Annotated in this window: 27 protein-coding genes; 16 read left to right on the forward strand and 11 right to left on the reverse strand. The window is 65.4% G+C overall.

Features of this window, described 5'->3' with window-relative positions; genetic code table 11:
- Nucleotides 1-32 precede the first annotated feature (32 nt).
- The 10 genes from ybgC to Q0799_RS03830 all read left to right on the forward strand — a co-directional run bounded on the left by ybgC (nucleotide 33) and on the right by Q0799_RS03830 (nucleotide 7,841).
- A complete protein-coding gene (gene ybgC / locus Q0799_RS03785; protein ID WP_298394407.1) occupies nucleotides 33-455 on the forward strand; it encodes a tol-pal system-associated acyl-CoA thioesterase in 423 nt (140 codons plus the stop codon).
- Entirely contained in the window at nucleotides 452-1,129 is a 678-nt protein-coding gene (gene tolQ / locus Q0799_RS03790) for a protein TolQ (RefSeq protein WP_298394410.1), read from the forward strand. Before ybgC ends, tolQ begins: the two co-directional genes overlap by 4 nt.
- A 4-nt stretch (nucleotides 1,130-1,133) precedes the next feature.
- Nucleotides 1,134-1,535, forward strand: a complete 402-nt coding sequence (locus tag Q0799_RS03795; RefSeq protein WP_298394413.1) for an ExbD/TolR family protein — start codon at nucleotides 1,134-1,136, stop codon at nucleotides 1,533-1,535.
- A 4-nt stretch (nucleotides 1,536-1,539) separates the two neighbouring features.
- Nucleotides 1,540-2,316 (forward strand): energy transducer TonB, encoded by a 777-nt coding sequence (locus tag Q0799_RS03800; protein ID WP_298394416.1) that lies wholly within the window; start codon nucleotides 1,540-1,542, stop codon nucleotides 2,314-2,316.
- Between the two features lie 31 nt (nucleotides 2,317-2,347).
- Nucleotides 2,348-3,619: a Tol-Pal system beta propeller repeat protein TolB gene (gene tolB / locus Q0799_RS03805; protein ID WP_298394419.1), complete on the forward strand. Its 1,272-nt coding sequence runs from the start codon at nucleotides 2,348-2,350 to the stop codon at nucleotides 3,617-3,619.
- A gap of 22 nt (nucleotides 3,620-3,641) precedes the next feature.
- Entirely contained in the window at nucleotides 3,642-4,181 is a 540-nt protein-coding gene (gene pal, locus Q0799_RS03810; protein ID WP_298394422.1) for a peptidoglycan-associated lipoprotein Pal, read from the forward strand.
- Nucleotides 4,182-4,183: 2 nt separating this feature from the next.
- Nucleotides 4,184-4,933, forward strand: coding sequence for a tol-pal system protein YbgF (gene ybgF / locus Q0799_RS03815; RefSeq protein ID WP_298394425.1), 750 nt, complete (start codon nucleotides 4,184-4,186; stop codon nucleotides 4,931-4,933).
- A gap of 3 nt (nucleotides 4,934-4,936) precedes the next feature.
- Entirely contained in the window at nucleotides 4,937-5,575 is a 639-nt protein-coding gene (queE, locus tag Q0799_RS03820; protein ID WP_298394428.1) for a 7-carboxy-7-deazaguanine synthase QueE, read from the forward strand.
- A 16-nt stretch (nucleotides 5,576-5,591) separates the two neighbouring features.
- Nucleotides 5,592-5,954 carry a PilZ domain-containing protein gene (locus Q0799_RS03825; protein WP_298394431.1) on the forward strand — a complete coding sequence of 121 codons (363 nt, stop codon included), beginning with the start codon at nucleotides 5,592-5,594 and terminating at the stop codon, nucleotides 5,952-5,954.
- 108 nt (nucleotides 5,955-6,062) lie between these two features.
- A complete protein-coding gene (locus tag Q0799_RS03830; protein WP_298394434.1) occupies nucleotides 6,063-7,841 on the forward strand; it encodes an EAL domain-containing protein in 1,779 nt (592 codons plus the stop codon).
- On the opposite strand, the gene Q0799_RS03835 is transcribed toward Q0799_RS03830, so the two are convergent.
- The 5 genes from Q0799_RS03835 to Q0799_RS03855 are packed head-to-tail and all read right to left on the reverse strand — an operon-like array spanning nucleotide 7,788 to nucleotide 12,264.
- Nucleotides 7,788-8,498 (reverse strand): ABC transporter ATP-binding protein, encoded by a 711-nt coding sequence (locus tag Q0799_RS03835; RefSeq protein ID WP_088177941.1) that lies wholly within the window; start codon nucleotides 8,496-8,498, stop codon nucleotides 7,788-7,790. The two genes, Q0799_RS03830 and Q0799_RS03835, sit on opposite strands and share 54 nt — an antisense overlap.
- On the reverse strand, nucleotides 8,495-9,250 hold the full coding sequence (locus Q0799_RS03840; protein WP_298394443.1) for an ABC transporter ATP-binding protein: 756 nt from the start codon (nucleotides 9,248-9,250) through the stop codon (nucleotides 8,495-8,497). Before Q0799_RS03840 ends, Q0799_RS03835 begins: the two co-directional genes overlap by 4 nt.
- On the reverse strand, nucleotides 9,243-10,190 hold the full coding sequence (locus tag Q0799_RS03845) for a branched-chain amino acid ABC transporter permease (protein ID WP_298394445.1): 948 nt from the start codon (nucleotides 10,188-10,190) through the stop codon (nucleotides 9,243-9,245). The genes Q0799_RS03840 and Q0799_RS03845 overlap by 8 nt, the downstream gene beginning before the upstream one ends.
- The gene (locus tag Q0799_RS03850; protein WP_298394449.1) at nucleotides 10,190-11,104 is read right to left on the reverse strand and encodes a branched-chain amino acid ABC transporter permease; all 915 of its coding nucleotides are present in this window, start codon (nucleotides 11,102-11,104) and stop codon (nucleotides 10,190-10,192) included. Before Q0799_RS03850 ends, Q0799_RS03845 begins: the two co-directional genes overlap by 1 nt.
- Nucleotides 11,101-12,264: an ABC transporter substrate-binding protein gene (locus Q0799_RS03855; protein WP_298394452.1), complete on the reverse strand. Its 1,164-nt coding sequence runs from the start codon at nucleotides 12,262-12,264 to the stop codon at nucleotides 11,101-11,103. The genes Q0799_RS03850 and Q0799_RS03855 overlap by 4 nt, the downstream gene beginning before the upstream one ends.
- A gap of 99 nt (nucleotides 12,265-12,363) precedes the next feature.
- Between Q0799_RS03855 and queC the strand changes: the two genes are divergently transcribed.
- Both queC and Q0799_RS03865 read left to right on the forward strand, forming a co-directional pair.
- Nucleotides 12,364-13,041: a 7-cyano-7-deazaguanine synthase QueC gene (gene queC / locus Q0799_RS03860; protein WP_298394455.1), complete on the forward strand. Its 678-nt coding sequence runs from the start codon at nucleotides 12,364-12,366 to the stop codon at nucleotides 13,039-13,041.
- A 1-nt stretch (nucleotide 13,042) separates the two neighbouring features.
- Nucleotides 13,043-14,146, forward strand: coding sequence for a YeeE/YedE family protein (locus Q0799_RS03865; protein ID WP_298394458.1), 1,104 nt, complete (start codon nucleotides 13,043-13,045; stop codon nucleotides 14,144-14,146).
- Here Q0799_RS03865 and Q0799_RS03870 read toward each other — a convergent pair.
- Nucleotides 14,143-14,361, reverse strand: coding sequence for a hypothetical protein (locus Q0799_RS03870; RefSeq protein WP_028993754.1), 219 nt, complete (start codon nucleotides 14,359-14,361; stop codon nucleotides 14,143-14,145). The genes Q0799_RS03865 and Q0799_RS03870 overlap by 4 nt on opposite strands.
- A 72-nt stretch (nucleotides 14,362-14,433) precedes the next feature.
- Here Q0799_RS03870 and Q0799_RS03875 point away from each other — a divergent pair, with 72 nt between their 5' ends.
- The 4 genes from Q0799_RS03875 (at nucleotide 14,434) to Q0799_RS03890 (ending at nucleotide 16,945) form a co-directional block, all read left to right on the forward strand.
- Entirely contained in the window at nucleotides 14,434-15,444 is a 1,011-nt protein-coding gene (locus Q0799_RS03875) for an MBL fold metallo-hydrolase (protein WP_298394462.1), read from the forward strand.
- Nucleotides 15,445-15,456: 12 nt separating this feature from the next.
- Entirely contained in the window at nucleotides 15,457-15,822 is a 366-nt protein-coding gene (locus tag Q0799_RS03880; protein WP_298394465.1) for a YajD family HNH nuclease, read from the forward strand.
- Nucleotides 15,823-15,825: 3 nt separating this feature from the next.
- Nucleotides 15,826-16,191: a hypothetical protein gene (locus Q0799_RS03885; RefSeq protein WP_298394468.1), complete on the forward strand. Its 366-nt coding sequence runs from the start codon at nucleotides 15,826-15,828 to the stop codon at nucleotides 16,189-16,191.
- Nucleotides 16,192-16,279: 88 nt separating this feature from the next.
- The gene (locus Q0799_RS03890; RefSeq protein WP_298394471.1) at nucleotides 16,280-16,945 is read left to right on the forward strand and encodes a DsbA family oxidoreductase; all 666 of its coding nucleotides are present in this window, start codon (nucleotides 16,280-16,282) and stop codon (nucleotides 16,943-16,945) included.
- 78 nt (nucleotides 16,946-17,023) lie between these two features.
- Here the strand turns inward: Q0799_RS03890 and Q0799_RS03895 are convergent, their stop codons facing one another.
- The 5 genes from Q0799_RS03895 to Q0799_RS03915 all read right to left on the reverse strand — a co-directional run bounded on the left by Q0799_RS03895 (nucleotide 17,024) and on the right by Q0799_RS03915 (nucleotide 21,630).
- Complete coding sequence (locus Q0799_RS03895; protein WP_298394474.1) at nucleotides 17,024-17,905, reverse strand: Tim44 domain-containing protein; 882 nt, start codon at nucleotides 17,903-17,905, stop codon at nucleotides 17,024-17,026.
- 100 nt (nucleotides 17,906-18,005) lie between these two features.
- The gene (locus tag Q0799_RS03900; RefSeq protein ID WP_298394477.1) at nucleotides 18,006-19,286 is read right to left on the reverse strand and encodes a cobyrinate a,c-diamide synthase; all 1,281 of its coding nucleotides are present in this window, start codon (nucleotides 19,284-19,286) and stop codon (nucleotides 18,006-18,008) included.
- Nucleotides 19,286-19,876, reverse strand: coding sequence for a cob(I)yrinic acid a,c-diamide adenosyltransferase (gene cobO / locus Q0799_RS03905; RefSeq protein ID WP_298394480.1), 591 nt, complete (start codon nucleotides 19,874-19,876; stop codon nucleotides 19,286-19,288). The genes Q0799_RS03900 and cobO overlap by 1 nt, the downstream gene beginning before the upstream one ends.
- A 6-nt stretch (nucleotides 19,877-19,882) precedes the next feature.
- Nucleotides 19,883-20,656: an ABC transporter ATP-binding protein gene (locus Q0799_RS03910; RefSeq protein ID WP_298394483.1), complete on the reverse strand. Its 774-nt coding sequence runs from the start codon at nucleotides 20,654-20,656 to the stop codon at nucleotides 19,883-19,885.
- On the reverse strand, nucleotides 20,653-21,630 hold the full coding sequence (locus Q0799_RS03915; RefSeq protein ID WP_298394486.1) for an iron ABC transporter permease: 978 nt from the start codon (nucleotides 21,628-21,630) through the stop codon (nucleotides 20,653-20,655). Before Q0799_RS03915 ends, Q0799_RS03910 begins: the two co-directional genes overlap by 4 nt.
- Nucleotides 21,631-21,632 lie beyond the last annotated feature (2 nt).

Raw genomic sequence — 21,632 nt, forward strand, 5'->3', positions numbered from 1 at the left:
ATCGTTGTTGCGGCGCAAGGTAAAATCCCGGGATGACTGAGATTGCCCATGCCAACGCCTTTTCCATTCCGGTCCGCGTCTATTACGAGGATACGGATGCCGGTGGCGTCGTGTACTACGCCAATTACCTGCGTTTCTTCGAGCGCTGCCGCACCGAATGGATGCGGCACGCCGGTTACGGCCAGGCGCAACTGGCCAGCGAATCCGGTATCGGCTTCGTTGCCCGCAAGGCGAGTTGCGAATACCTGAAGCCGGCCCGTCTCGACGACGCGCTGAGCATCGGGCTCGAAGTCGAGAAACTGACCCGGGTGCGGGTGATCTTCCGCCAGTGGGCACGTCGCGGTGACGATGTTCTGGTCACCGGCAACGTCGAGATTGCCTGCGTGAACATGGCGACGATGAGCCCCGCACCGATTCCCGATTACCTCCATGCCAAGCTGGAAGCACTGAAATGAACGTCACCCAGGACATGTCCATCCTCCACCTCATCCTCGAGGCCAGCGCCGTCGTGCAACTGGTCATGGCGCTGCTTGCCGGCGTCTCGCTGATGTCGTGGTACTACATCGCGATGAAGTGGTTCGCGGTCAAGCAGTCTCAGCGCAAGACCGAGGAATTCGAGCGCGATTTCTGGTCCGGCGGCGATCTCAACAATCTTTACCAGAGCGCGATCAACGACCGCCACAACGCCGGTTCGATGGAACGCATCTTCGAGGCCGGTTTCCGCGAATTCACCAAGCTGCGCGGCCAGAAGAACCTGGATTCCAAGGATGTGGTCGACGGTTCGCGTCGCGCCATGCGCGCCACCTACCAGCGCGAGATGGACGCGCTGGAAGCCCACCTGGCCTTCCTCGCCTCGGTCGGTTCGGTGTCGCCTTACATCGGCCTGTTCGGTACCGTCTGGGGCATCATGCACGCCTTCCGGGCGCTCGGTAACGTCGGTCAGGCCACGCTCGCCTCGGTCGCCCCGGGTATCGCCGAGGCCCTGGTCGCCACCGCCATCGGCCTGTTCGCGGCGATTCCGGCGGTGCTTGCCTACAACCGCTTCTCGCACGACATCGACCGCATCGCCGTGCGCTACGAGTCGTTCATGGAGGAATTCTCGAACATCCTCCAGCGCCAGATGAGGTAAGGCCATGCGCCAGCGCCGTCTGAAAAATGAAATCAACGTCGTCCCCTACATCGACGTGATGCTGGTGCTGCTCGTCATCTTCATGGTGGCGACGCCGATGATGAGTACCGGTGCCATCGAATTGCCGAGTGCCGGTACCGCGCCGGAGAAGCCGGAAAAGTACCTCCGCGTCCAGGTGGACAAGGAGGGGGCTTTGTCCTTGTTCAATGCCGATGGGCAGGAGAGCAAGCTCGACGGTGTGCGTGGCTTGCGCAGCAGCCTGGCGAGCGAACGGGCGCGGACGCCTGAAATCGCCGTCCTCGTCGCGGCCGACAAGGAAGTCCCGTACCGCAGCGTGATCGAGACGCTCGATGAAGTGAAGAAGCAGGGTTTCTCCCGGGTTGCCCTGGAAACCTCGGTGCACTGATCCGATGATTCCTGATCGTCCGCCCGAACCCGGCAAGAAGAAGGCCATGCTGTTCACGCTGGCCGTGCACCTGCTGCTGATCGGCGGCCTGTTCCTGGGCGTCCAGTGGAAGCGCAGCGAACCCGAGGCGATGCAGGTCGAACTGTGGTCGCCGACGCCGGTCAAGGCAACCCGGGTGGCGCCGCCGGTCGAGCCGCCGAAGCCGGTCGAAGCGCCACCGAAACCGCCGGAGCCAGTGCCCGTGCCGGTGAAGGTCGAGGCGCCGAAGAAACCGGATATCGTCGTCAAGGAAGAAAAAAAGGCGCCGGAGCCGAAGAAACCCGAACCGCCGAAACCCGAGCCGAAAAAGCCGGAGCCGGTGAAGCCGGAACCGAAGCCGGCACCCAAGGTCGATCCGTTCAAGGAAATGCTTGAACGCGAAACCCGCGAGCGCCAGGCGGTGGCCGAGCAGAACCGGCTGGCGGCCCTGGCCGAGAAGGAGCAGCGGGCCGCCGCCAACCGGCGCGGGCTGGAGAGCTACGCGAGCAAGATCCGTATCGCCATCCGCAACAAGATTGTTTTGCCGCCGGGCATTCAGGGTAATCCCGAGGCCATTTTCGAGGTCAACCAATTGCCCGGGGGCGACGTTCTATCCGTACGCATGAAACGCTCGAGCGGCGTGCCGGCGCTCGATGCGGCGATCGAGCGCGCGATCCGCAGCGCATCGCCATTGCCGAAGCCGGACGATCCGGCTTTGTTCCAGCGCGTCCTCGAAATCAAATACAAGCCGTTTGAAGAGTAAAATCGCGCCAATTTCACCGAAGATGAACGCCATGTCCAGAATTTCCCGTCGTATTTTCCTGCTCTGCGGCCTGCTGACCGCAGGTCTGGCCCAGGCGCAGCTGTCGATCGAGATCACCGGCGCCGGCGCCAGCCGCATTCCGGTGGCGATTGCCGACTTTGCCGGCGATCCGACGCTGTCGCGCATCGTGGTCGGGACCGTGCGTGCCGACCTGGAGCGCAGCGGCCTGTTCCGGCTGGTCGATCCGGCCGGTGCCGCGCTCGACGAGAACACCCCGGTCGATCTGCCCGCGTGGAAGTCCCGCGGCGCCGACGCGCTGGCGGCCGGCAGCATTACCCGCGCCGCCGACGGCCGGGTCGAGGCGCGTTTCCGTCTGTACGACGCGCAGAAGGGCGAAACCCTGGGCGGCGCGGCGTTCGTGACCCAGAACGCCCAGTTGCGCATGGCCGGCCACCGGATTGCCGACTACATCTACGAAAAGCTGACCGGCGAGCCCGGCGTTTTCTCGACCCGCATCGCCTATGTCGTCAAGTCGCGCGGCCAGTTCCTGCTGCAGATTGCCGATGCCGACGGCCAGGGCGCGGCGACTGCGCTGACCTCGACCGAGCCGATCATTTCGCCGGTGTGGTCGCCGGACGGTTCGCGCCTGGCCTACGTCTCCTTCGAGAAGAAGAAGCCGGTGATCTACGTGCATTCGCTGGCCTCGGGCCAGCGCCACATCGTCGCCAATTTCAAGGGTTCCAATTCGGCGCCGGCCTGGTCGCCGGACGGCCGCAAGCTGGCCGTGGTTCTGTCCAAGGACGGCAATTCGCAGCTCTACACGGTTAATGCTGACGGCAGCGGCTTGCAGCGCCTTGCCTCGTCGCCCGGCATCGATACCGAGCCGCGTTACTCGGCCGACGGCGCGCACATCTATTTCACCTCGGATCGGGGCGGCAGCCCGCAGATCTACCGCGTCGATGCCAGCGGGGGTGCCGCCCAGCGCGTGACCTTCGACGGCAGCTACAACGTTTCCCCGCGGCCGTCGCCGGATGGCCGCAGCCTCGCTTTCATCACCCGCCGCGAAGGCCGTTTCCAGCTGGCGGTGATGGACCTGGCCAGTCGCCAGGTACAGGTGCTGACCGATTCGCACCGTGATGAGTCGCCCAGTTTTGCACCAAACAGCCGAATGATCCTGTTCGCCACCGAAATTGGCGGACGCGGCGTGCTTTCAGCCGTGTCAGTTGACGGCCGGATCAAACAACGTCTTTCCATTGCCGCGGGCGATGTTCGCGAACCGGCATGGGGCCCCTTCCTCAAGTAACTCCCTCGGAGAAAAAACCATCATGAAAAAAATCCTGTCCCTCAGCCTGTTCATCGCCGTGCTCGCCGGTTGCAGCACCACCCCGGTACCCGACGAAAACGCCGGTGCCCCGGTTGAAAGCCGCAGCGGTACCGACGTCAAGCCGGTGGTCGCCGGCGGTCTCGACGCCAGCGGCCTGCCGCGCGAACTGACCGATCCGAAGAGCCAGCTGTCGCAGCGCAGCATCTACTTCGACGTCGACAAGTACGAGGTCAAGGGTGAGTACCAGGCGCTGGTCGCCGCCCACGCCAAGTTCCTGGTCGCCAACCGCGGTTTCAAGGTCCTGATCCAGGGCAACACCGACGAAACCGGTTCGCGCGAATACAACCTGTCGCTCGGCCAGAAGCGTGCCGATGCGGTCAAGCGTGCGCTGGTCCTGCTCGGCGCCCAGGAAAACCAGGTCGAATCGGTCAGCCTCGGCGAAGAAAAGCCGCGCAACCCGGGTCGTGACGAAGCGGCCTTTGCCGAAAACCGTCGCGCCGACGTCCTCTACCGCGCTGCTGACGGCCGCGGCGAGTTCTGAGCATGCGTCGCCTGCCGCTGCTTTTCCTGATCGCCAGCCTGGGCAGCGGCTCTGCCTGGGCTTTCTTCGACGACAAGGAAGCGCGTCGCCAGATCGCGGATCAGAAGATCCAGACCGACGCGCGCTTCGATCAGCAGGCGCGCGCCCAGCTCGAACTGTCGGCATTGATCCAGCGCCAGGCGGAAGAGATCGCGCGTTTGCGCGGTCAGATCGAGACGTTGAACTGGGAGCTGGAGCAGGCGAAAAAGCGCCAGCAGGACTTCTACCTCGATCTCGACAGCCGGCTCCGGCGGTTTGAGCCGCAGGTCGCCGAACAGCCCGCGGCGGCTGCCGATCCGGCGGCCGGCCCGGCGGCGGCGATTGGCGGCACGGCCAATCCGGCTCAGGAGACGGCGGCCTACGACGCCGCGCTCGAATTGTTCAAGGCGACCAAATACAAGGAAGCCGCGGCGGCCTTTGCCGGTTTCGTCGAGAAATTCCCGAACGGCTCGCTGGCCGCCAATGCCCAGTACTGGCTGGGCAATGCCTGGTATGCGCAGCGTAATTGCGCCAAGGCGATCGAGGCCCAGAGCCAGGTGGTCAGCCGTTATCCGACGAGCGACAAGGTGCCGGACGCCATGTTGTCGATCGCCACCTGCCAGCAGGAAATGGGTAATCGCAAGGCGGCCAGTCAGACGATGGCCAGCCTGATCGAGAAACACCCCAGTTCGCCGGCTGCCGACAAGGCCCGCGAACGCCTGAAGAAGAAGTAGGAATTGGATCTCCGCATCACCGAAATCTTTCACTCCTTGCAGGGTGAAGCGTCGCGCGTCGGCTTGCCGACGGTGTTCATTCGTCTGACCGGTTGCCCGTTACGCTGTACCTGGTGCGATACCACCTACAGTTTCACCGGCGGCGAGATGCGCACGCAGGCCGAGGTGCTGGCCGAAGTCGCCAAGCATCCGGTCCGTCAGGTGTGCGTCACCGGCGGCGAGCCGCTGGCCCAGAAGGCTTGCCTGCCGCTGCTGACGGCCCTGTGCGATGCCGGTTACGACGTCTCGCTGGAAACCTCGGGAGCGTTCGACATCGCCCCGGTCGACCCGCGCGTTGCCTGCATCATGGACCTGAAGGCGCCGGATTCCGGCGAGTCGGGCAAGAACCTGTGGGCCAACCTGGCGCATCTCAAGCCCAAGGACGAGATCAAGATCGTCATTGCCTCGCGCGAGGACTACGAATGGGCGCGCGAGGTACTCCAGGCACATCAACTGGACAGCCGTTGTGCGGTGCTGTTTTCGCCGGCACAGGGCAGCATCGAACCGGCGGCGCTGGCCGGCTGGATACTCGAAGACGGCCTGCCGGTGCGCTTCCAGTTGCAGTTGCACAAGCTGCTTTGGGGTAACATGCAAGGCAAATGAGTCCGAGGAGACGACCATGAGCGAAAATCGCCGGCAGTTCACCCGTATCAGCTTCCAGAGCCCGGGCCGCCTGTTTCTTGCCGATGGCGAGCATGCGGTCGAAATCCTCGATGTTTCGCTCAAGGGCGCACTGATCCGCCCGGTCCAGCCGATGTTCGTCAAGATCGGCAGCAATGGCGTGCTGCACCTGCGGCTCGATAGCGGCGGAACGGACATCCGCACCGGCGTCACCGTGGTTCACCATCAGGGCGAAAGCTACGGCTTGGCCAATCACGAAATCGACCTCGACAGCGCCACCCACCTGCGTCGCCTGGTTGAACTGAATCTCGGCGACGAAAGCCTGCTCGAGCGCGAAATCAGCCTGCTCTCCCACGGCTGAAAATACGACGGACGGTGTTGAAATCGGCATATGCCTTAGGGCATACTGCCGATAACCATGCCTCAGACATGGATACTGGTGTAACGATAGCTGGCATGTGGGAGTGTCATGTCAAATCACTTGAATCCGGAGGCCGGCCACCGGGGCGTCGATGGCGACGGGTGGAATCAGGAGTTCCTGCTTGATCACGTTGGCGCAGCGGTACTGCTGACCGATGCGCAGCAGTGCATCCGTCGGGTCAATGCCGCGTTCTGCCGTTTGACGGGTTATCGTCCGGAAGAGGTCGTCGGCAAGACGCCAAGAATTCTGGCTTCCGGTCGGCAAAGCCCGGGTTTTTACGCCCGGATGTGGGACGCCCTGCGCGAACACGACACCTGGGAAGGCGAAATCTGGAATCGCCGGAAGTCCGGCGAAATCTACCCGGAATGGTTGATCATCAATGCGCTGCGCGATGATGCCGGCGAGGTCAGCGGCTATGTGGCGACTTTTGCCGACATCAGCAAGCTCAAGCATGCCGAGTCGGAGGTTCAGCACCTGGCCTTCTACGACCCGCTGACCGCGCTGCCCAACCGCCGCCTGCTGCTCGACCGCCTGGAACAGGCCCGGATGTCCGGCAAGCGCAAGGCCGAGCACGGGGCCTTGCTGATCATCGACATCGATAATTTCAAGATTCTCAACGATACGCTCGGGCACGATATCGGCGACCATCTGCTGATCGAGGTCGCCTGCCGCTTGAAACAGTGCGTCCGTGAATCCGACACGGCGGCTCGTCAGGGGGGCGACGAGTTCGCGGTATTGATCGGCGCGCTGGATCCTCATCCGCAGATGGCCGCGATCAGTGCCGAGAGCATCGCCGAGAAATTGCGTCTGGAACTGGCGCGCCCGGTAATTCTGGCCCAGGGTCAGGAGTACTACTGTACCGCCAGCATCGGTGTCACACTCTTCCACGGGCAGGACAAGACCGTGGATACCCTGCTCAAGCAGGCGGATATCGCGCTGTACAAGGCCAAGGAGGCCGGGCGGAATGCGATCCGCTTCTTCGACCAGGCGATGCAGACCACGCTCGATCGACGGGCGAGACTGGAAGCGGGTTTGCGCCATGCCCTGGCGCGCGATGAGTTTGTCCTGCATGCCCAGCCGCTGGTTGACCGGGACAGCGGCCTGGTCGGTGCCGAACTGTTGCTGCGCTGGCAGCCGGAAGGGCAGAAACTGGTGCCGCCCGACGATTTCATTCCTCTGGCCGAAGATAGCGGCCTGATCGTTCCGATCGGCTTGTGGGTGCTCGACCAGGCGTGCGCCACCCTGCGTCGCTGGGACGGCGATCCACGCATGCGCGAGCTCTACCTGGCGGTCAATGTCAGCGCGCGCCAGTTCCGTCAGCCGGATTTCGTCGACCAGGTCAGCGCCGCGCTGGCCCGGCACGGAGCCGATCCCCGCCGGCTCAAGCTGGAGCTGACGGAAAGCCTGCTGCTCGACAAGGTGGACGAAGTCGTATTCAAGATGCGGGCACTGCGCCTGCTCGGCGTGCGCTTTTCACTGGATGATTTCGGGACTGGTTACGCTTCGCTGTCCTACCTGAAGAAGTTTCCGTTCGACCAGCTCAAGGTCGATCGCTCCTTCGTCCGCGACATCATGACCGACCCCGACGACGCGGCGATCATCCGGGCGATCATCGCCATGGGGCGTTCGCTGCGCCTGAGCGTGGTCGCCGAGGGGGTCGAGAGCGAGGAACAGTACGCTTACCTGATCGAGCACGGCTGCACCCTGTTCCAGGGGTACATGTTTGGCCGGCCGCAAGCCCTGCCGCAGTTCGAGTCGATGCTCGACGAGCGCTCAGATGCCCAGGTAGCGATGCCAGATGCCGTGATCGGCGTCCAGTTCGGCTGAACTGCCGCGCCACACGACCTGACCGCGCTCGATCACGGTATGCCGGTCGGCCAGGGCGATCAGCTTTTCCACGTACTTGTCGACCACCAGCACGCTCTGCCCGGCCGCCCGCAAGGCTGACAGGCAGGCCCAGATCTCGTCGCGGATCAACGGCGCCAGGCCTTCGGTCGCTTCGTCGAGCACCAGCAGGCGGGGATTGGTGACCAGCGCCCGGCCGATGGCGAGCATCTGCTGTTCGCCGCCGGAGAGCTGGTTGCCGAGATTGCGCTTGCGCTCGGCCAGGCGCGGAAACAGCGCATAGACGCGGGCCGGCGTCCATGGCTCGGCGACCTGGCGGCGGTTGGCGAAGAAGGCGACCAGGTGCTCGTCGACCGTCAGATTGGGGAAGCACTGGCGGCCTTCCGGCACCAGCGCGATGCCGGCGCGGCCGATCCGGTCGGGACGCCAGCCGGTGATGTCCTCGCCCAGGAAGCGGATGCTGCCGGCGCGCACCGGCTCCAGCCCGCACAGCGCGCGCAGCGTGGTGGTCTTGCCCATGCCGTTGCGGCCGAGCAGGGTGGCGGCTTCGCCTTCGGCCATCGCCAGGTCGATGCCGAACAGCACCTGGCTGGCCCCGTAGGCGACTTCCAGGCCGCGGATTTCGAGCAGGCTGCTCACAGGTGGTCTCCCAGGTAGGCACGGCGCACTTCGGCGTCCTGGCGGACCTCGTCGGGCAGGCCGGTGCAGATCAGGCGACCGTTGACCAGCACCGAAATGCGGTCGGCCAGGCGGAACACCGCATCCATGTCGTGCTCGACCAGCAGGATGGTGACGTGGCGCGCCAGATGCTCGATCAACTCGACCATGCGCGCCGATTCCTCCGGGCCGGTGCCGGCCATCGGCTCGTCGAGCAGCAGCAGTTGCGGCCGGGTGGCCAGCGCCATCGCCAGTTCCAGTGCCCGCTGTTCGCCGTGCGACAGGTGGCCGGCCAGCTGCCCGGCCTGGTCGCCCAGGCCGACTTGTTCGAGGAAAGCGACGGCCTCGTCGAACAGGCGCCGCTCGGCTGCCACCGGGCGCCAGAAGCGGAAGCTGCTGCCGGCATCGGGGCGGCCCTGGACGGCCAGCGCGACATTGTCGAGCGCGGTCTGGCCGGCGAAGACATTGGTGATCTGGTAGGAGCGCGCCATGCCGGCGCGTACCCGCTCGTGCATGGACAGGCGCGTCACGTCGCGGCCGGCGAAGTGGATGCTGCCGCTGTCCGGGCGTAGCGCGCCCGAGACATGGTGGATGAAGGTGGTCTTGCCGGCGCCGTTGGGGCCGATCAGCGCGTGCACTTCGCCAGGCGTCACCGAAAAATTGACGTCCTGCAGCGCATCGACGGCGGCGAAACGGCGCGATAGTGCGCGGACTTCGAGCAGTGCGTCAGCCATGGTGTTTCCCGAACAGGGCGGCGACACCGCGCGGGGCGAAGAGGACGATGCCGATCAGCAACAGGCCGAGCGCGATGTGCCAGTGCTCGAACCAGGCGAGCAGGAATTCCTCGAGCAGGAGCAGGACGACGGCGCCGACCAGGCCGCCCCACAGATAGCCGACGCCGCCGATGATGACCATCACCAGCAGGGTGCCCGATTGCGTCCATTGCAGCAGGTTGGGGCTGGCCATCCCGGTCAGGTTGGCGAGCAGGGCGCCGGCCAGTCCGGCGACGGCCCCGCCGAGCGCGAAGCAGACCAGGCGGTAACGGAACACCGGGTAGCCGAGCGCTTCCATGCGTGTCTCGTTTTCCCGGATCGCCTGCACGGTGCGCCCGAAGCGGGCCTGGGCGAGGCGGGCGAAAAGCAGCATGCACAGCGCGAGCACGCCGAGTGCCAGGTAATACAAGGCCTCGTCGGCGAGCAGGCTGAGACCGGCAAACCGCATGCGCTCATAGATCGGCATGCCGTCGTCGCCGCCCCAGGCGCGGGCGGAAATGAACAGGTAATAGGTCATCTGGGCGAAGGCCAGCGTGATCATGATGAAATAGACGCCGCGCGTACGCAGGCTGATGGCGCCGATCAGCAGCGCAAACAGTCCGGCGACGAGTGCCGCCAGCGGCAGCACCAGCAGGCCTTCATGGATCCCGGCGTCGTAGCAGATCGCCGCGACATAGGCGCCGACGCCAAAGAAGGCGGCATGACCGAGCGAGACCATGCCGCCGAAGCCGAGTATCAGGTTGAGGCTGCTCGCCGCCAGCGCGAAGATCAGCACGCGGGTGGCGAAGCCGGTGTAATAGCTCTGGTCGAGGGCGGTCAGCAGGCTCGGCAGGACGAGCAGCAGGGCCAGCGTGACGATGACGGCAGCGTTCTGCCAGCGGGCGGGTCGGTAGAACGCCATCACGCCCTCGCCGGGAACAGGCCTTGCGGCTTGAAGAAGAGGATCGCCGCCATCAGCAGGTAGATGAGGATGGACGCCAGCGCCGGGCCGAGCGTGGCGGCGGCGTCCGCCGGCAGCGTGGCGCGCAGCAGGGTCGGCAGCAGCGCCCGGCCGAGCGTATCGACCGTGCCGACGATCAGCGCGCCGACCAGGGCGCCACGGATCGAGCCGATGCCGCCGATGATGATGACGACGAAAGCCAGGATCAGCACGCTTTCGCCCATGCCGACCTGAACCGCCAGCAGCGGCCCGAGCAGGCCGCCGGCCAGCGCACACAAGGCAGCACCGAACACGAACACGGCGGTGAACAAGCCGCGCACGTTGATGCCCAGTGCTTCGGTCATCTCGCGATTGGCGGCACCGGCGCGCACCCACATGCCGACCCGGCTTTTCGCCACGAGCAGGTAGAGCAGCGCGGCGACGACCAGGCCGACGCCGATGATCACCAGCCGGTAGGCCGGGTAGAAGAAGCCGGCAATCTCGACCGGCCCGGCCAGCGATTCGGGCGGGTTGAGCATCAGCGGTGCCGGCCCCCAGATCAGGCGTACGCTTTCGTTGGCGATCAGGATCAGGGCGAACGTGGCAAGCACCTGCGACAGGTGGTCGCGCCGGTACAACTGGCGGAACAGCGACAGTTCGAGCAGCAGGCCGAGCACGGCGGTGCCGGCGATGCCGGCGCCGAGGCCGAGCCAGAAAGAGTCGGCAGCCTGCGCTGCGGCGGCGACGAAATAGGCGCCGACCATGTACAGCGAACCGTGGGCCAGGTTGATGCAGTCCATGATGCCGAAGACGAGCGTCAACCCGGCGGCCAGCAGGAACAGCATGAGGCCGAACTGCAGGCCGTTGAGGGCCTGCTCCAGAACCAGCTGGGTCACTTCATCTTGCACTGAGCCGCGTAGGCGTCAGCATGATTGGTGAAGATGGTGCCCATGGTCTTGTTGGTGACGCGGCCCTGAGCGTCCTTGCCGATGGCGCGAAGGTAGTAGTTCTGCACCGGGTAGTGGTTGCTGTTGAACTTGAATTCGCCGCGCACCGACTTGAAGCGCTTGGCTTCCAGCGCCTTCTGCAGCGCCTTCTTGTCGGCGACATTGCCCTTCACGTCGCGCACCGCGGCGTCGATCATCAGCGCCGCGTCGTAGCCCTGCGAGGCGTACAGCGACGGCAAGCGGCCGTAGGCCTTCTGGAAGTCAGCGACGAAACGCTTGTTCTCGGCGTTGTCCATGTCGTGCGCCCAGTGCGAGGAGTTGAACATGCCCATCATCGGCTCGCCGACGGCCTTGATCACGTCCTCGTCGGCCGAGAAGCCGGGGGCGAACAACTGGGTGTCGCGCGACAGGCCGGCAGCGACAAACTGCTTGACGAAGTTGATGCCCATGCCGCCCGGCAGGAAGAAGAACAGTGCATCGGGCTTGGCGGCGCGGATCTGCGCCAGTTCGGCGGCGTAATCCAGCTGGCCGAGCTTGGTGTACATCTCCTCGGTCTTGCCCTTGTAGAAGCGCTTGAAGCCCGACACCGCATCCTTGCCACCGGGGTAGTTGGGGGTGACGATCATCACGTTCTTGAAACCCTTGTCCTGCACCACCTTGCCGACGGCTTCGTGCAGGTTGTCGTTCTGCCAGGCGACGTTGAAGAAGAAGGGGTTGCACTGTTCGCCGGCGTATTGCGAGGGGCCGGCGTTGGCCGAGATGTAGAAGGTCTGGTTCTGGAACACCGCCGGGCCGACGGCCAGCATGATGTTGGAGAAGACGATGCCGGTCATGAAATCGACCTTGTCGCGCTTGAGGAAGCGGTCGGTTGCCTGCTTGGCGACGTCCGGGTTCTGCTGGTCGTCGGCGATCAGGACTTCGGCCGGCAGGCCGCCGAGTTTGCCGCCCAGGTGCTGCATGCCGAGGTTGAAGCCGTCGCGGATGTCGACGCCGAGGCCGGCGCCGGGGCCGGACAGGGTGGAGACGAAGCCGACCTTGATCGGACCGGCAGCGTGAACGGAACCGGCGAGCATCAAGGCAGCGGCGAGGGCAGTCAGGCGGATCGACATCTTGTTCTCCGTGGAAATGGGGTCAAGCGGCAAATTGTAGCGCAGGAACAAGCAGATACCGTCGCGGAGATGGGGCAAATTCGGGTATATTCGCGCCCCATGAATGAAAAAGCCGTGGTTCTTCTCTCCGGCGGGCTCGATTCCGCGACCTGCCTGGCCATTGCCCGCAATCGGGGGTTCGACTGCTACTGCCTGTCCTTCGATTACGGTCAGCGGCACAGCGCCGAATTGCAGGCCGCTGACCGCGTCGTCAAGGCGCTGGGTGCGGTCGAGCATCGGGTGATCAACTTCGGCCTGGCGCAATTCGGCGGTTCGGCGCTCACCGACACCTCAATCGCCGTGCCGGTCGACGGCGTGCAGGCCGGCATCCCGGTCACCTATGTGCCGGCGCGCAACACCATCATGCTGTCGCTGGCCCTGGCCTGGGCGGAAGTGCTCGGCAGCCGGGACATCTTCGTCGGCGTCAATGCCGTCGATTACTCCGGCTACCCGGATTGCCGCCCGGAGTACATCGCCGCCTTCGAAACCATGGCCAACCTCGCCACCAAGGCCGGGGTCGAGGGGCAGAAACTGCACATCCACGCGCCGCTGATCAATTTGTCCAAGGCCGAAATCATCCGCACCGGCCATGCACTCGGCGTCGATTACGGCCTGACCGTTTCCTGCTACCAGGCCGATGAACTTGGGCGCGCCTGCGCTGTCTGTGACTCCTGCCGTTTGCGCGCCGAAGGTTTCGCCGCCGCCGGCATCCCCGATCCCACGCCTTACCGGACCTGACATGGAAGCTGACGTCTCCCCCAACCTCGTGCTCTGGCTGACCTTCGCGCTGGCCTTCGTCTTCGGCGCCATCGGTCAGAAGACCCATTTCTGCACCATGGGTGCGGTGTCCGACATCCTCAACATGGGCGACTGGAGCCGCATGCGCATGTGGCTGCTGGCCATGGGCGTGGCCGTGCTCGGCGCCGGTGCGCTGCACGGTGCCGGACTGATCGACCTCGACAAGTCGATCTACCGGACCACCAGCCTGACCTGGCTGTCCTACATCCTCGGCGGTTTCAGCTTCGGTGTCGGCATGGTGCTGGCTTCCGGCTGCGGCTCGAAGACGCTGATCCGCATCGGCGCCGGCAACCTCAAGTCGCTGGTCGTCTTCCTCGTTCTCGGCCTGTTCGCCTACATGACCATGCGCGGCGTCTTCGGCGTCTTCCGCGTCGCCTATCTCGACCCGGTCGCCATTGCCATGCCGGAAGGGCAGGACATTCCCTCGCTGCTCGCCGGATTCGGCGTCGACGAGGCAACGGCATCGACCCTGGCCGTCATCGCCATCGGCGGGGGCCTGACCGCCTTCTGCCTGCTGCGCCGCGACTTCTGGACCCTGGACAATCTGCTCGGCGGCATCGGCACCGGCCTGCTGGTCGTGTTCGCCTGGTATGTGAGCGGTCACCTCGGTTACATCGCCGAACATCCGGATACGCTGGAAGAAGCTTTCCTGAGAACGAACAGCGGGCGCATGGAATCGCTGACCTTCGTCGCGCCGGTTGCCTACACGCTGGAGTTGTTCATGCTCTGGTCGGACAGCAGCCGTGTCGTCACCGTCGCCATTGCCGCCGTGTTCGGTGTCATCGCCGGTTCGGCGGCCTGGTCGCTGGCGACCCGCTCGTTCCGCTGGGAAGGTTTTGCCAATGTCGAAGACACGGCGACCCACCTGATCGGCGCGGCACTGATGGGTTTCGGCGGCGTGCTGGCCTTCGGCTGTACGGTCGGCCAGGGGATTACCGGCATCTCGACGCTGGCACTTGGTTCCTTCATCACCCTGGCGGCCATCCTGGCCGGCTCGGTCGTGGCGATGAAGGTCCAGTACTGGCGGATGATGCGCGAGGCCTAAGCGTCCTCGCCGGCCTTCAGCCTGGCAATCACCAGCGGGAAGGCGCCGGAACCGATCAGCGCCACCGCCGAGACAATGAAGGCCAGCCCGGCCATCGGATCGTCGAGTACCGGGTGGATCAGTGCGCCGAAGCCAAACAGGCTGACCAGGCCGGGAATGGCGCAGAGGATGCCGAGCGCCGTGAGAATCAGGAAGGAAAGCGGATAGCGGTGCATGGCGGGGAGTGTAGACGAACGGCCGGTTCGGCGCGAAGATAGGCACCTATTTTAATAAACAAGGAGACACTGATGAACCGCCGCCACTTCCTTCGTTCGCTGGCTGCCGCCGGAGTCGTCGGTGCTGCCGAATTCGCGCCCTGGCATGCGGTCAGTGCCTTCGCCAACGACCTCGACAATTTCGTCCGTGGTCCGGCGGTCAAGGATCACCCGCTGCGCCAGTTGTCGAAACATGTGTGGATGATCTTCTCCCCCGACGGTTTCCCGACCCCGGAAAACCAGGGGATGATGTGCAACCTGACCTTCATCGACACGCCCAGGGGCCTGGTCGCCATCGATACCGGCGCTTCGGTGCAGATCGGCGAAATGGCCATCCGCCAGTTGAAGCAGAAGCTGAACAAGCCGGTCGTGGCGATCATCAACACCCACTATCACGGCGATCATTTCCTCGGTAACCAGGCCTTCGTCGAAGCCTACGGCGACATGCCGATCCACGCCCACGCCGGCACGATCAAGGAAATCCAGGGCATGCAGGGCAACATGTGGCGGACCTTGATGGAACAATGGACCAACCAGGCCACCGTCGGCACCAGGATCGTTGCCCCTAACGTTGCTGTCGACCACGGTCAGGAACTGAAATTCGGCGATGTCGTGCTGCGTCTGCATCACTACGGCCAGGCACATACGCCTTACGACATCTGCGTCGAGGTCGTCGGCGACGGTCTGACCTGTGTCGGCGATGTCGCCATGAACGGCCGCATCGCCAACATGGACGACGGCTCCTACGTCGGCACGCTGAAAACCTACGCGGCGCTCGAAAAGAACGCGCCGTCGAAAATCTGGCTGCCCGGCCACGGCGAACCCGGGGCCAATGTCCTGGCCTGGAACCGCAGCCTGTTCGAGGGCATCTACGAAAGCTGCGTCAAGGCGGTCCAGGCCGGCCAGCCGATGGAGGAAGCCAAGGAACTGGTCCTGCGCGACCCGCGCGTCGCCAGCCGGGCACGCACGACCAAGGGCTTCGACAGCAACATCGGCAAGTACGTCAGCCTGGCTTACCTGGAAGCCGAAGCCGCCGCCTTCTGAAACGGAAAACGCATGAAAAAGCTCGATCATCAACGCCTCGACCAGGTCGTCGCCGCCGCCCGCAAGGCCGCCGACGAACGCGAAAAGGGCTACCGCGAACGGGCGCTGAAGATGTATCCGTGGATTTGCGGCCGTTGTGCCCGCGAATTCACGCACGTCAACCTGCGCGAGCTGACCGTACATCACCGCGACCACAACCACGACAACAACCCGGTCGACGGCAGCAACTGGGAGTTGTTGTGCCTGTACTGCCACGACAACGAACACCAGAAGCAGATCGAGGCTGACCGCGGCTATACCGACAGCCGCAACAACGCCTCGATGGCCACCCATTCGCCGTTTGCCGCGCTGAAATCGCTGCTCGACAAAGACAAGTAAGCGATGCAGCGCCCGCAACGCCCTAGCCCGGCAGCCACCGACCGGGGCACCCGTATCGCCCTGCTGTTCGCGCTGGTCGCCCAGCGCCTCGACAGCTACTACGAACACGGCCAGGAATTCACCCCGGCCCAGGGCGCCACCCTCGCCGCCGACTGGCTCGCCCGCAGCAGGCGCAGCCTAGCGCAGGAAGACCGCCTCCATCTCTCCCGCCTGAGCGACGACATGGCGCGCGCCATGCGCAGCACGCTCTCCCGCGAGGCCGGCCTGTTCACCGCCCACGAAATGATGCAGGCACTCGATCCCAACTACCATTCGGAACTGGCCCAGCAGCTGATGATCGAATGCGAGCGGCTGCTCGACAGCGACTGAAGCACGGCAAGCTGCCAAGGAGTGCCGAAGAACGGCACCAATTCACGGACAGGCTGGTCCGAGCTTTTGTTGCCGAATGGAGAAACGCATGAACAACGAAAAACCCCTGCTCATCGAAGTCGTTTCCGACGTCGTCTGTCCCTGGTGCTTCATCGGCCAGCGCCGGTTGGCACGCGCCATCGATCTCGTCCGCGCCGAGGTGCCCGACTTCCGGCACGAAATCCGCTGGCGCCCCTTCTTCCTCAACCCCGACACGCCGCCGGCAGGCGAACCCTACCTGCCCTTCCTCGTGCAGAAATTCGGCAGCCGGGCGCAAGTCGAAGGCATCTGGCAGCGCATCCGCGAAATCGGCGTCCCGCTGGGCATCGACTACCGCTTCGAGAAAATCGAGGTGCGTGCCAACACGCTAGCGGCTCACCGCCTGATCCACTGGGCGCAACAACACGGCGACGCCGCCGGGCTGGTCGAAGAATTGTTCAAGGCCCAGTTCGAACAGGGCGAAAACGTCGGCGACCCAGAAGTCCTCGCCCGGGTCGCCGCTGCCTGCGGTCACGACCGGGCCAGCGTGCTCGCCTACCTCGGATCCGGTGAGGACGCCGCTACCGTCCGGCAAATGGAACGCGAATCCCGAAGCTGGGGCGTCAGCTCCGTACCGACCTTCGTCTTCGCCCGCCAGTCCGGTATTCAGGGGGCGGAGGAACCGCGGGTGCTGGCGGATGGGATTCGGCAGGCGTGGGCTGCGATGGCAGGGTGAATCGGTTCGAGGTCGGCCGACAGGCAACAAAAAGGCCGGCAGGGTTGCCCCGGCCGGCCTTGGCGTGAAATTTTCCGCTTACTGAACCTGCTGAATCCCGGCGATCACCCAGCCACGGCTGCCGTCGGTCGGCTTGGTCATGTGCCAGATTTCCGAGAAGTTCTCGGCCGGGCCGTTGCGTTCTTCGCGGATCTGGCCGCTGAAATGCACGCTGACGACGTAACGGCCGGCTTCCTCGGCGACGTCGATGACCTGGGCGTTGAGTTGGACGACATCGGTTTCCTGTGCCGCACCGTTGCGCTCGGCGATGGCCATCTTGATCTCGGCGAACATTTCCGGCGAGGTGAATTCGCGGATGTCGTCGAGGTTGCCGGCGTCGTTGGCGGCCTGCAGGCGGATGAAGTTGACCTTGGCGTTGCGCACGAAGCCCTCGGCGTCGAAATCGGCCGGGATGTTGCCGCTACCCGTCGATTCAAGCGCTTCGGCTGCCGGCGTGAAGGCAGCAGAACCGCCGGCCGGGGTGAAGTCCGGACGGGCGACATTGCCCGGCTGGCCACCGTAGTTGGCGCCGGCAGCCGCGTACTGCATGCCGCCTTGTGCCTGGGCGCCGGCTTTCTTGCGCATGAAGAAAGCGATGGCGCCGATGACGACCATGGCGAGCAGGGCGATCATCATGAAATTGGCCAGCTCTTCGCCGAAACCGAGGTGCGAGGCCAGGGCGGCCAGGCCGAGGCCGGCGGCCAGACCGGCGACCGGGCCCATCCAGGAACGCTTCGGCTGGGCTTGCGGGGCTGCGGCCGGTTGCTGGCGCTGGGCCTGGTTGAAATTGTTGCTCGGCGGCGTGGCCTGGCGTTGCATGCCGGTCGAGCCACCGCCCCCGAGGCGCTTGGCTTCCGCATCGTTGATGTTCAGCGTGAAGCCGAGAACGACGGCTGCCGCCATTGCAATGAACTTGTTCATGTTTGTCTCCTTCGGACAGTGATGTTCCGCGATTGTACGCAGCCGAAGCATCCAGTAAAAACAACGTGTCGCTGCAGTATGTTTCGAAAAAAATTGACGGTCAGGCTTGCAGCAGGGCCGCTGCCACCGCCGGATCGGCGGGGAAATAGAAATGCACGTAGGAGGCGGTCAGCCGTTGGCGGCGGTAGATGGCCTCGCCCTCGCGGCCGTCGGCAGTGACGGCGCGGCAGAGCGGCGGCAGCGGTGTTTCGCTCTTCGAGTAATGGAAGGTATGGCCGGCCAGCCGGCCTTCGGGCAGTTCGGCGAATTGCGTGCCGAGCGCTGCCAGCCGCTGCTGCATGACCGCCCGTCCGGGCAGCAAGCCGGCGAAGCGGTGGGATTGGCCGGCCTTGTCGACCACTTCCTCGAACAGGCTCATCATGCCGCCGCATTCGGCGAGCAGCGGCTTGCCGGCGTCGACGTGGGCGTGCAATGCCTGCCACAGGCCGGCGTTGGCGCTCAGTGCGGCGGCGTGCAGTTCCGGGTAGCCGCCGGGCAGCCAGGCGGCGTCGCATTCGGGCAGCGGGTCGCCGGCGACCGGCGAAAAGAAGCGCAGCTCGGCGCCAAGCGCCTGCAGGGTTTCCAGGTTGGCCGGGTAGATGAAGCCGTAGGCGGCGTCGCGGGCGATGGCGATGCGTCGGCCGGCAAGCAGCGGCGGAAGGGTCGGCGGCGATGCATCGCCGAAAGACACCGGTGCCGGCAGGTCGACCGTGGCACTCTCGGCCAGCGCGTCGGCCAGGCGGTCGAGGCGGCCTGCGAGATCGTCGATCTCGGCCGCCTGGAGCAGGCCGAGGTGGCGTTCGGGCAGGCTGTCGCCGCTTTTCGGCAGGGCGCCGAACCAGCCCACGCCGGGCGCCAGGCATTCCTTGAGCATCTCGGCGTGGCGTGCGCCGGCAACGCGGTTGGCCAGCACCCCGGCAAACGGCAGGCCGGGCCGGTAGGTGGCCAGCCCGTGAGCCACCGCGCCGAAGGTCTGGGCCATGGAGCCGGCGTCGATCAGCGCCAGCACCGGAATGCCGAAACGTTCGGCGATGTCGGCCGCCGACGGTTTGCCGTCGAACAGACCCATCACGCCTTCGATCAGGATCAGGTCCGATTCGGCTGCCGCCCGTGCCAGGCGCCAGCGCGCGTCGGCTTCGCCGCACATGCCGAGGTCGAGGTTCTGGCACGGCCGGCCGCTGGCGAAGGCATGAATCTGCGGATCGAGGAAATCTGGTCCGCACTTGAACACGGTGACGCGCCGCCCCTGGCGGGCATGCAGGCGGGCCAGCGCGGCGGTGACGGTAGTCTTGCCCTGGCCGGAAGCGGGGGCGGCGACGAGCAGGGCGGGACAGTTGGGCATCAGTATTCCAGCCCCGGCATTGCCTTGACCCCGGCCTGGAAGGCGTGTTTTTCCATGCCGATGTCGCTGACCGTGTCGGCCGCATCGCGTAGTGCCTGCGGTGCGGCTCGGCCGGTGACGATGACGTGCTGCATGGCCGGGCGCGAAAGCAGCCTGGCGATGACCGCGTCGAGGTCGAGCCAGCCGTACTTGAATGCATAGGTCATTTCGTCGAGGACGACCAGGCCGATTTCCGGATTCGCCAGATGCCGGCAGGCGACCTCCCAGGCGGCCTGGGCGGCCTTGGCGTCGCGCTCCTTGTCCTGGGTTTCCCAGGTGAAGCCTTCGCCGCCGACATGCCAGGCGACGTTCGGCTGCTGGCGGAAAAAGGCTTCCTCGCCGGTATCCGAGCGGCCCTTGACGAACTGGACGACGCCGACCTTTAGACCGTGACCGAGCGCCCGGGCGACGACGCCGAAAGCGGCCGACGACTTGCCTTTGCCGTTGCCGGTGTTGATCACCAGCACGCCGCGTTCCTGCTGGGCGGCGTCGATCTTGCCGTCGATCACGGCCTTCTTTTTCTGCATGCGTTGTTCGTGGCTGATCGTCATGAGGTTTTACTCCGGGATGAAACAGCGGTGGCCGCGATCTTCGATCTGCCGCAGGCCGTGGCCGTAGAGTTCGGACAGCGTTGCCGCTGTCAGGATGTCGTTGACGGCCCCTTGTTCGCAGCGACCGTCGCCGTAGACCAGCAGTGCCCGGTCGCAGAAGCGGTGCGCCAGTGCCGGGTCGTGCAGGACCATGACGACAGCGGCGCCGCAGTCACGGGCGGTGCCGGCGAACAGCTCGAGGACGGCCATCTGGTGGTTGAGGTCGAGGTGCGACAGGGGTTCGTCGAGCAGGTAGAGCGTTGCCGCCTGCGTCAGCAAGGTAGCGATGGCCAGGCGCTGACGTTCGCCGCCGGACAGTGTGTGTACCTGGCGGGCTTCCATGCCGGCCAGACCGAGGGCTTTCAGGGCGCTCCTCGCCAGTTCGGCATCGTGCTTCGATTCCCAGTCCCAGCGACCGAGATGGGGATGGCGACCGGTGAGTGCGGTTTCGAGGACGGTCGAGCCGAACGGATCGTTCTGGAACTGACCGAGCCAGGCCCGGCGCAGTGCCGCCTGGCGCGGCGGCAGCAAGGCGCAGTCCTCGCCGTCGAGCAGCACGGCCCCGGCCTGCGGCGGACGCAGGCCGGCCAGTGTTGACAGCAGCGTCGACTTGCCGGCGCCGTTACGGCCGAGGATGGCCAGCCGTTCGCCCGGCTGCAGGCTGAGGTTGAGGCAGTCGACGACGGTTTTGCCGCCGATGTCGACGCGGAGCTGGCGGGCTTCGAGCAAGGGGGCGCTCATTTCGGTTGCCTCGACAGCAGGAACAGGAAAACCGGCACGCCGATCAGCGCGGTGAGTACGCCGACCGGCAGTTGCAGGGGCGCGATCACCGTGCGGGCGGCGGTATCGGCCAGCACCAGCAGCGAACCGCCGGCGAGTACGGTGGCCGGCAGCAACAGGCGTTGATCGTTGCCGGTGGCGAGTCGGACCAGGTGCGGGACGACCAGACCGACGAAACCGATTGAGCCGGCCGTGGTCACCGAGGCGGCGGTGGCCACCGAAGCCAGCAGATAAACCGTGTAGCGTAGCCGCCCCACCGCCACGCCCAGCGCCTGGGCCTGCATCAGGCCGCGCGACAGCAGGTTGAGTTCGCGGGCGAACGGCATCGCGCAGGCCAGTGCGACCACCAGCGCCAGTGCCGCCGGCCACCAGGTGAAGGTCTGCCCAAGGTCGCCCATCAGCCAGAACAGCATGCCGTGCAGCTTGCCTTCGTCGGCAATCGACAGCATCAGGGCAATCAGCGCGCCGCAGCCGGCGGCGACGATGACGCCGGTGAGCAGCAGGCGGGTCTGCGTCCAGCTACCGTCGCCATGCGCCAGCCCGAAGACCAGGAACATGGCACCGAGCGCGCCGGCAAAGGCGAGTCCGTCGACGGCCAGCAGCGGCAGCCCGATCAGGATGCCGAACATGGCGCCGACGCCGGCCCCGCCCGAGATACCGAGCACGTAAGGATCGGCCAGCGGATTGCGCAGCAGCACCTGCATCAGCGCCCCGGCCAGCGCCAGCAAGCCGCCGCAGGCGAAGCCGGCGAGTGCCCGTGGCAGGCGCAATTGCACGACCATGTCGGCCGCTCCGTCACCGCGCCCGAAAAGCGCGGCGACGATGTCGAGCAACGGTACCTTCAGGCTGCCCGCCGACAAGGCCAGCGCGAAGCTCACCAGCGCCAGCAGGCTGAGCGCGGTGAGGATCAGGAAGGCACGGCGGCGGGTGGGCATGG

Origin of the sequence: uncultured Azonexus sp., from assembly GCF_937982035.1 — a bacterium.
Classification (GTDB): Bacteria; Pseudomonadota; Gammaproteobacteria; order Burkholderiales; family Rhodocyclaceae; genus Azonexus.

Coding starts and splice junctions, on each gene's coding strand:
- ybgC (WP_298394407.1), top strand. CDS start 33: ATGACTGAGATTGCCCATGCCAACGCCTTTTCCATTCCGGTCCGCGTC.
- tolQ (WP_298394410.1), top strand. CDS start 452: ATGAACGTCACCCAGGACATGTCCATCCTCCACCTCATCCTCGAGGCC.
- Q0799_RS03795 (WP_298394413.1), top strand. CDS start 1,134: ATGCGCCAGCGCCGTCTGAAAAATGAAATCAACGTCGTCCCCTACATC.
- Q0799_RS03800 (WP_298394416.1), top strand. CDS start 1,540: ATGATTCCTGATCGTCCGCCCGAACCCGGCAAGAAGAAGGCCATGCTG.
- tolB (WP_298394419.1), top strand. CDS start 2,348: ATGTCCAGAATTTCCCGTCGTATTTTCCTGCTCTGCGGCCTGCTGACC.
- pal (WP_298394422.1), top strand. CDS start 3,642: ATGAAAAAAATCCTGTCCCTCAGCCTGTTCATCGCCGTGCTCGCCGGT.
- ybgF (WP_298394425.1), top strand. CDS start 4,184: ATGCGTCGCCTGCCGCTGCTTTTCCTGATCGCCAGCCTGGGCAGCGGC.
- Q0799_RS03825 (WP_298394431.1), top strand. CDS start 5,592: ATGAGCGAAAATCGCCGGCAGTTCACCCGTATCAGCTTCCAGAGCCCG.
- Q0799_RS03830 (WP_298394434.1), top strand. CDS start 6,063: ATGTCAAATCACTTGAATCCGGAGGCCGGCCACCGGGGCGTCGATGGC.
- Q0799_RS03840 (WP_298394443.1), bottom strand. CDS start 9,250: ATGGCTGACGCACTGCTCGAAGTCCGCGCACTATCGCGCCGTTTCGCC.
- Q0799_RS03845 (WP_298394445.1), bottom strand. CDS start 10,190: ATGGCGTTCTACCGACCCGCCCGCTGGCAGAACGCTGCCGTCATCGTC.
- Q0799_RS03855 (WP_298394452.1), bottom strand. CDS start 12,264: ATGTCGATCCGCCTGACTGCCCTCGCCGCTGCCTTGATGCTCGCCGGT.
- queC (WP_298394455.1), top strand. CDS start 12,364: ATGAATGAAAAAGCCGTGGTTCTTCTCTCCGGCGGGCTCGATTCCGCG.
- Q0799_RS03865 (WP_298394458.1), top strand. CDS start 13,043: ATGGAAGCTGACGTCTCCCCCAACCTCGTGCTCTGGCTGACCTTCGCG.
- Q0799_RS03870 (WP_028993754.1), bottom strand. CDS start 14,361: ATGCACCGCTATCCGCTTTCCTTCCTGATTCTCACGGCGCTCGGCATC.
- Q0799_RS03875 (WP_298394462.1), top strand. CDS start 14,434: ATGAACCGCCGCCACTTCCTTCGTTCGCTGGCTGCCGCCGGAGTCGTC.
- Q0799_RS03880 (WP_298394465.1), top strand. CDS start 15,457: ATGAAAAAGCTCGATCATCAACGCCTCGACCAGGTCGTCGCCGCCGCC.
- Q0799_RS03885 (WP_298394468.1), top strand. CDS start 15,826: ATGCAGCGCCCGCAACGCCCTAGCCCGGCAGCCACCGACCGGGGCACC.
- Q0799_RS03890 (WP_298394471.1), top strand. CDS start 16,280: ATGAACAACGAAAAACCCCTGCTCATCGAAGTCGTTTCCGACGTCGTC.
- Q0799_RS03895 (WP_298394474.1), bottom strand. CDS start 17,905: ATGAACAAGTTCATTGCAATGGCGGCAGCCGTCGTTCTCGGCTTCACG.
- Q0799_RS03900 (WP_298394477.1), bottom strand. CDS start 19,286: ATGCCCAACTGTCCCGCCCTGCTCGTCGCCGCCCCCGCTTCCGGCCAG.
- cobO (WP_298394480.1), bottom strand. CDS start 19,876: ATGACGATCAGCCACGAACAACGCATGCAGAAAAAGAAGGCCGTGATC.
- Q0799_RS03910 (WP_298394483.1), bottom strand. CDS start 20,656: ATGAGCGCCCCCTTGCTCGAAGCCCGCCAGCTCCGCGTCGACATCGGC.
- Q0799_RS03915 (WP_298394486.1), bottom strand. CDS start 21,630: ATGCCCACCCGCCGCCGTGCCTTCCTGATCCTCACCGCGCTCAGCCTG.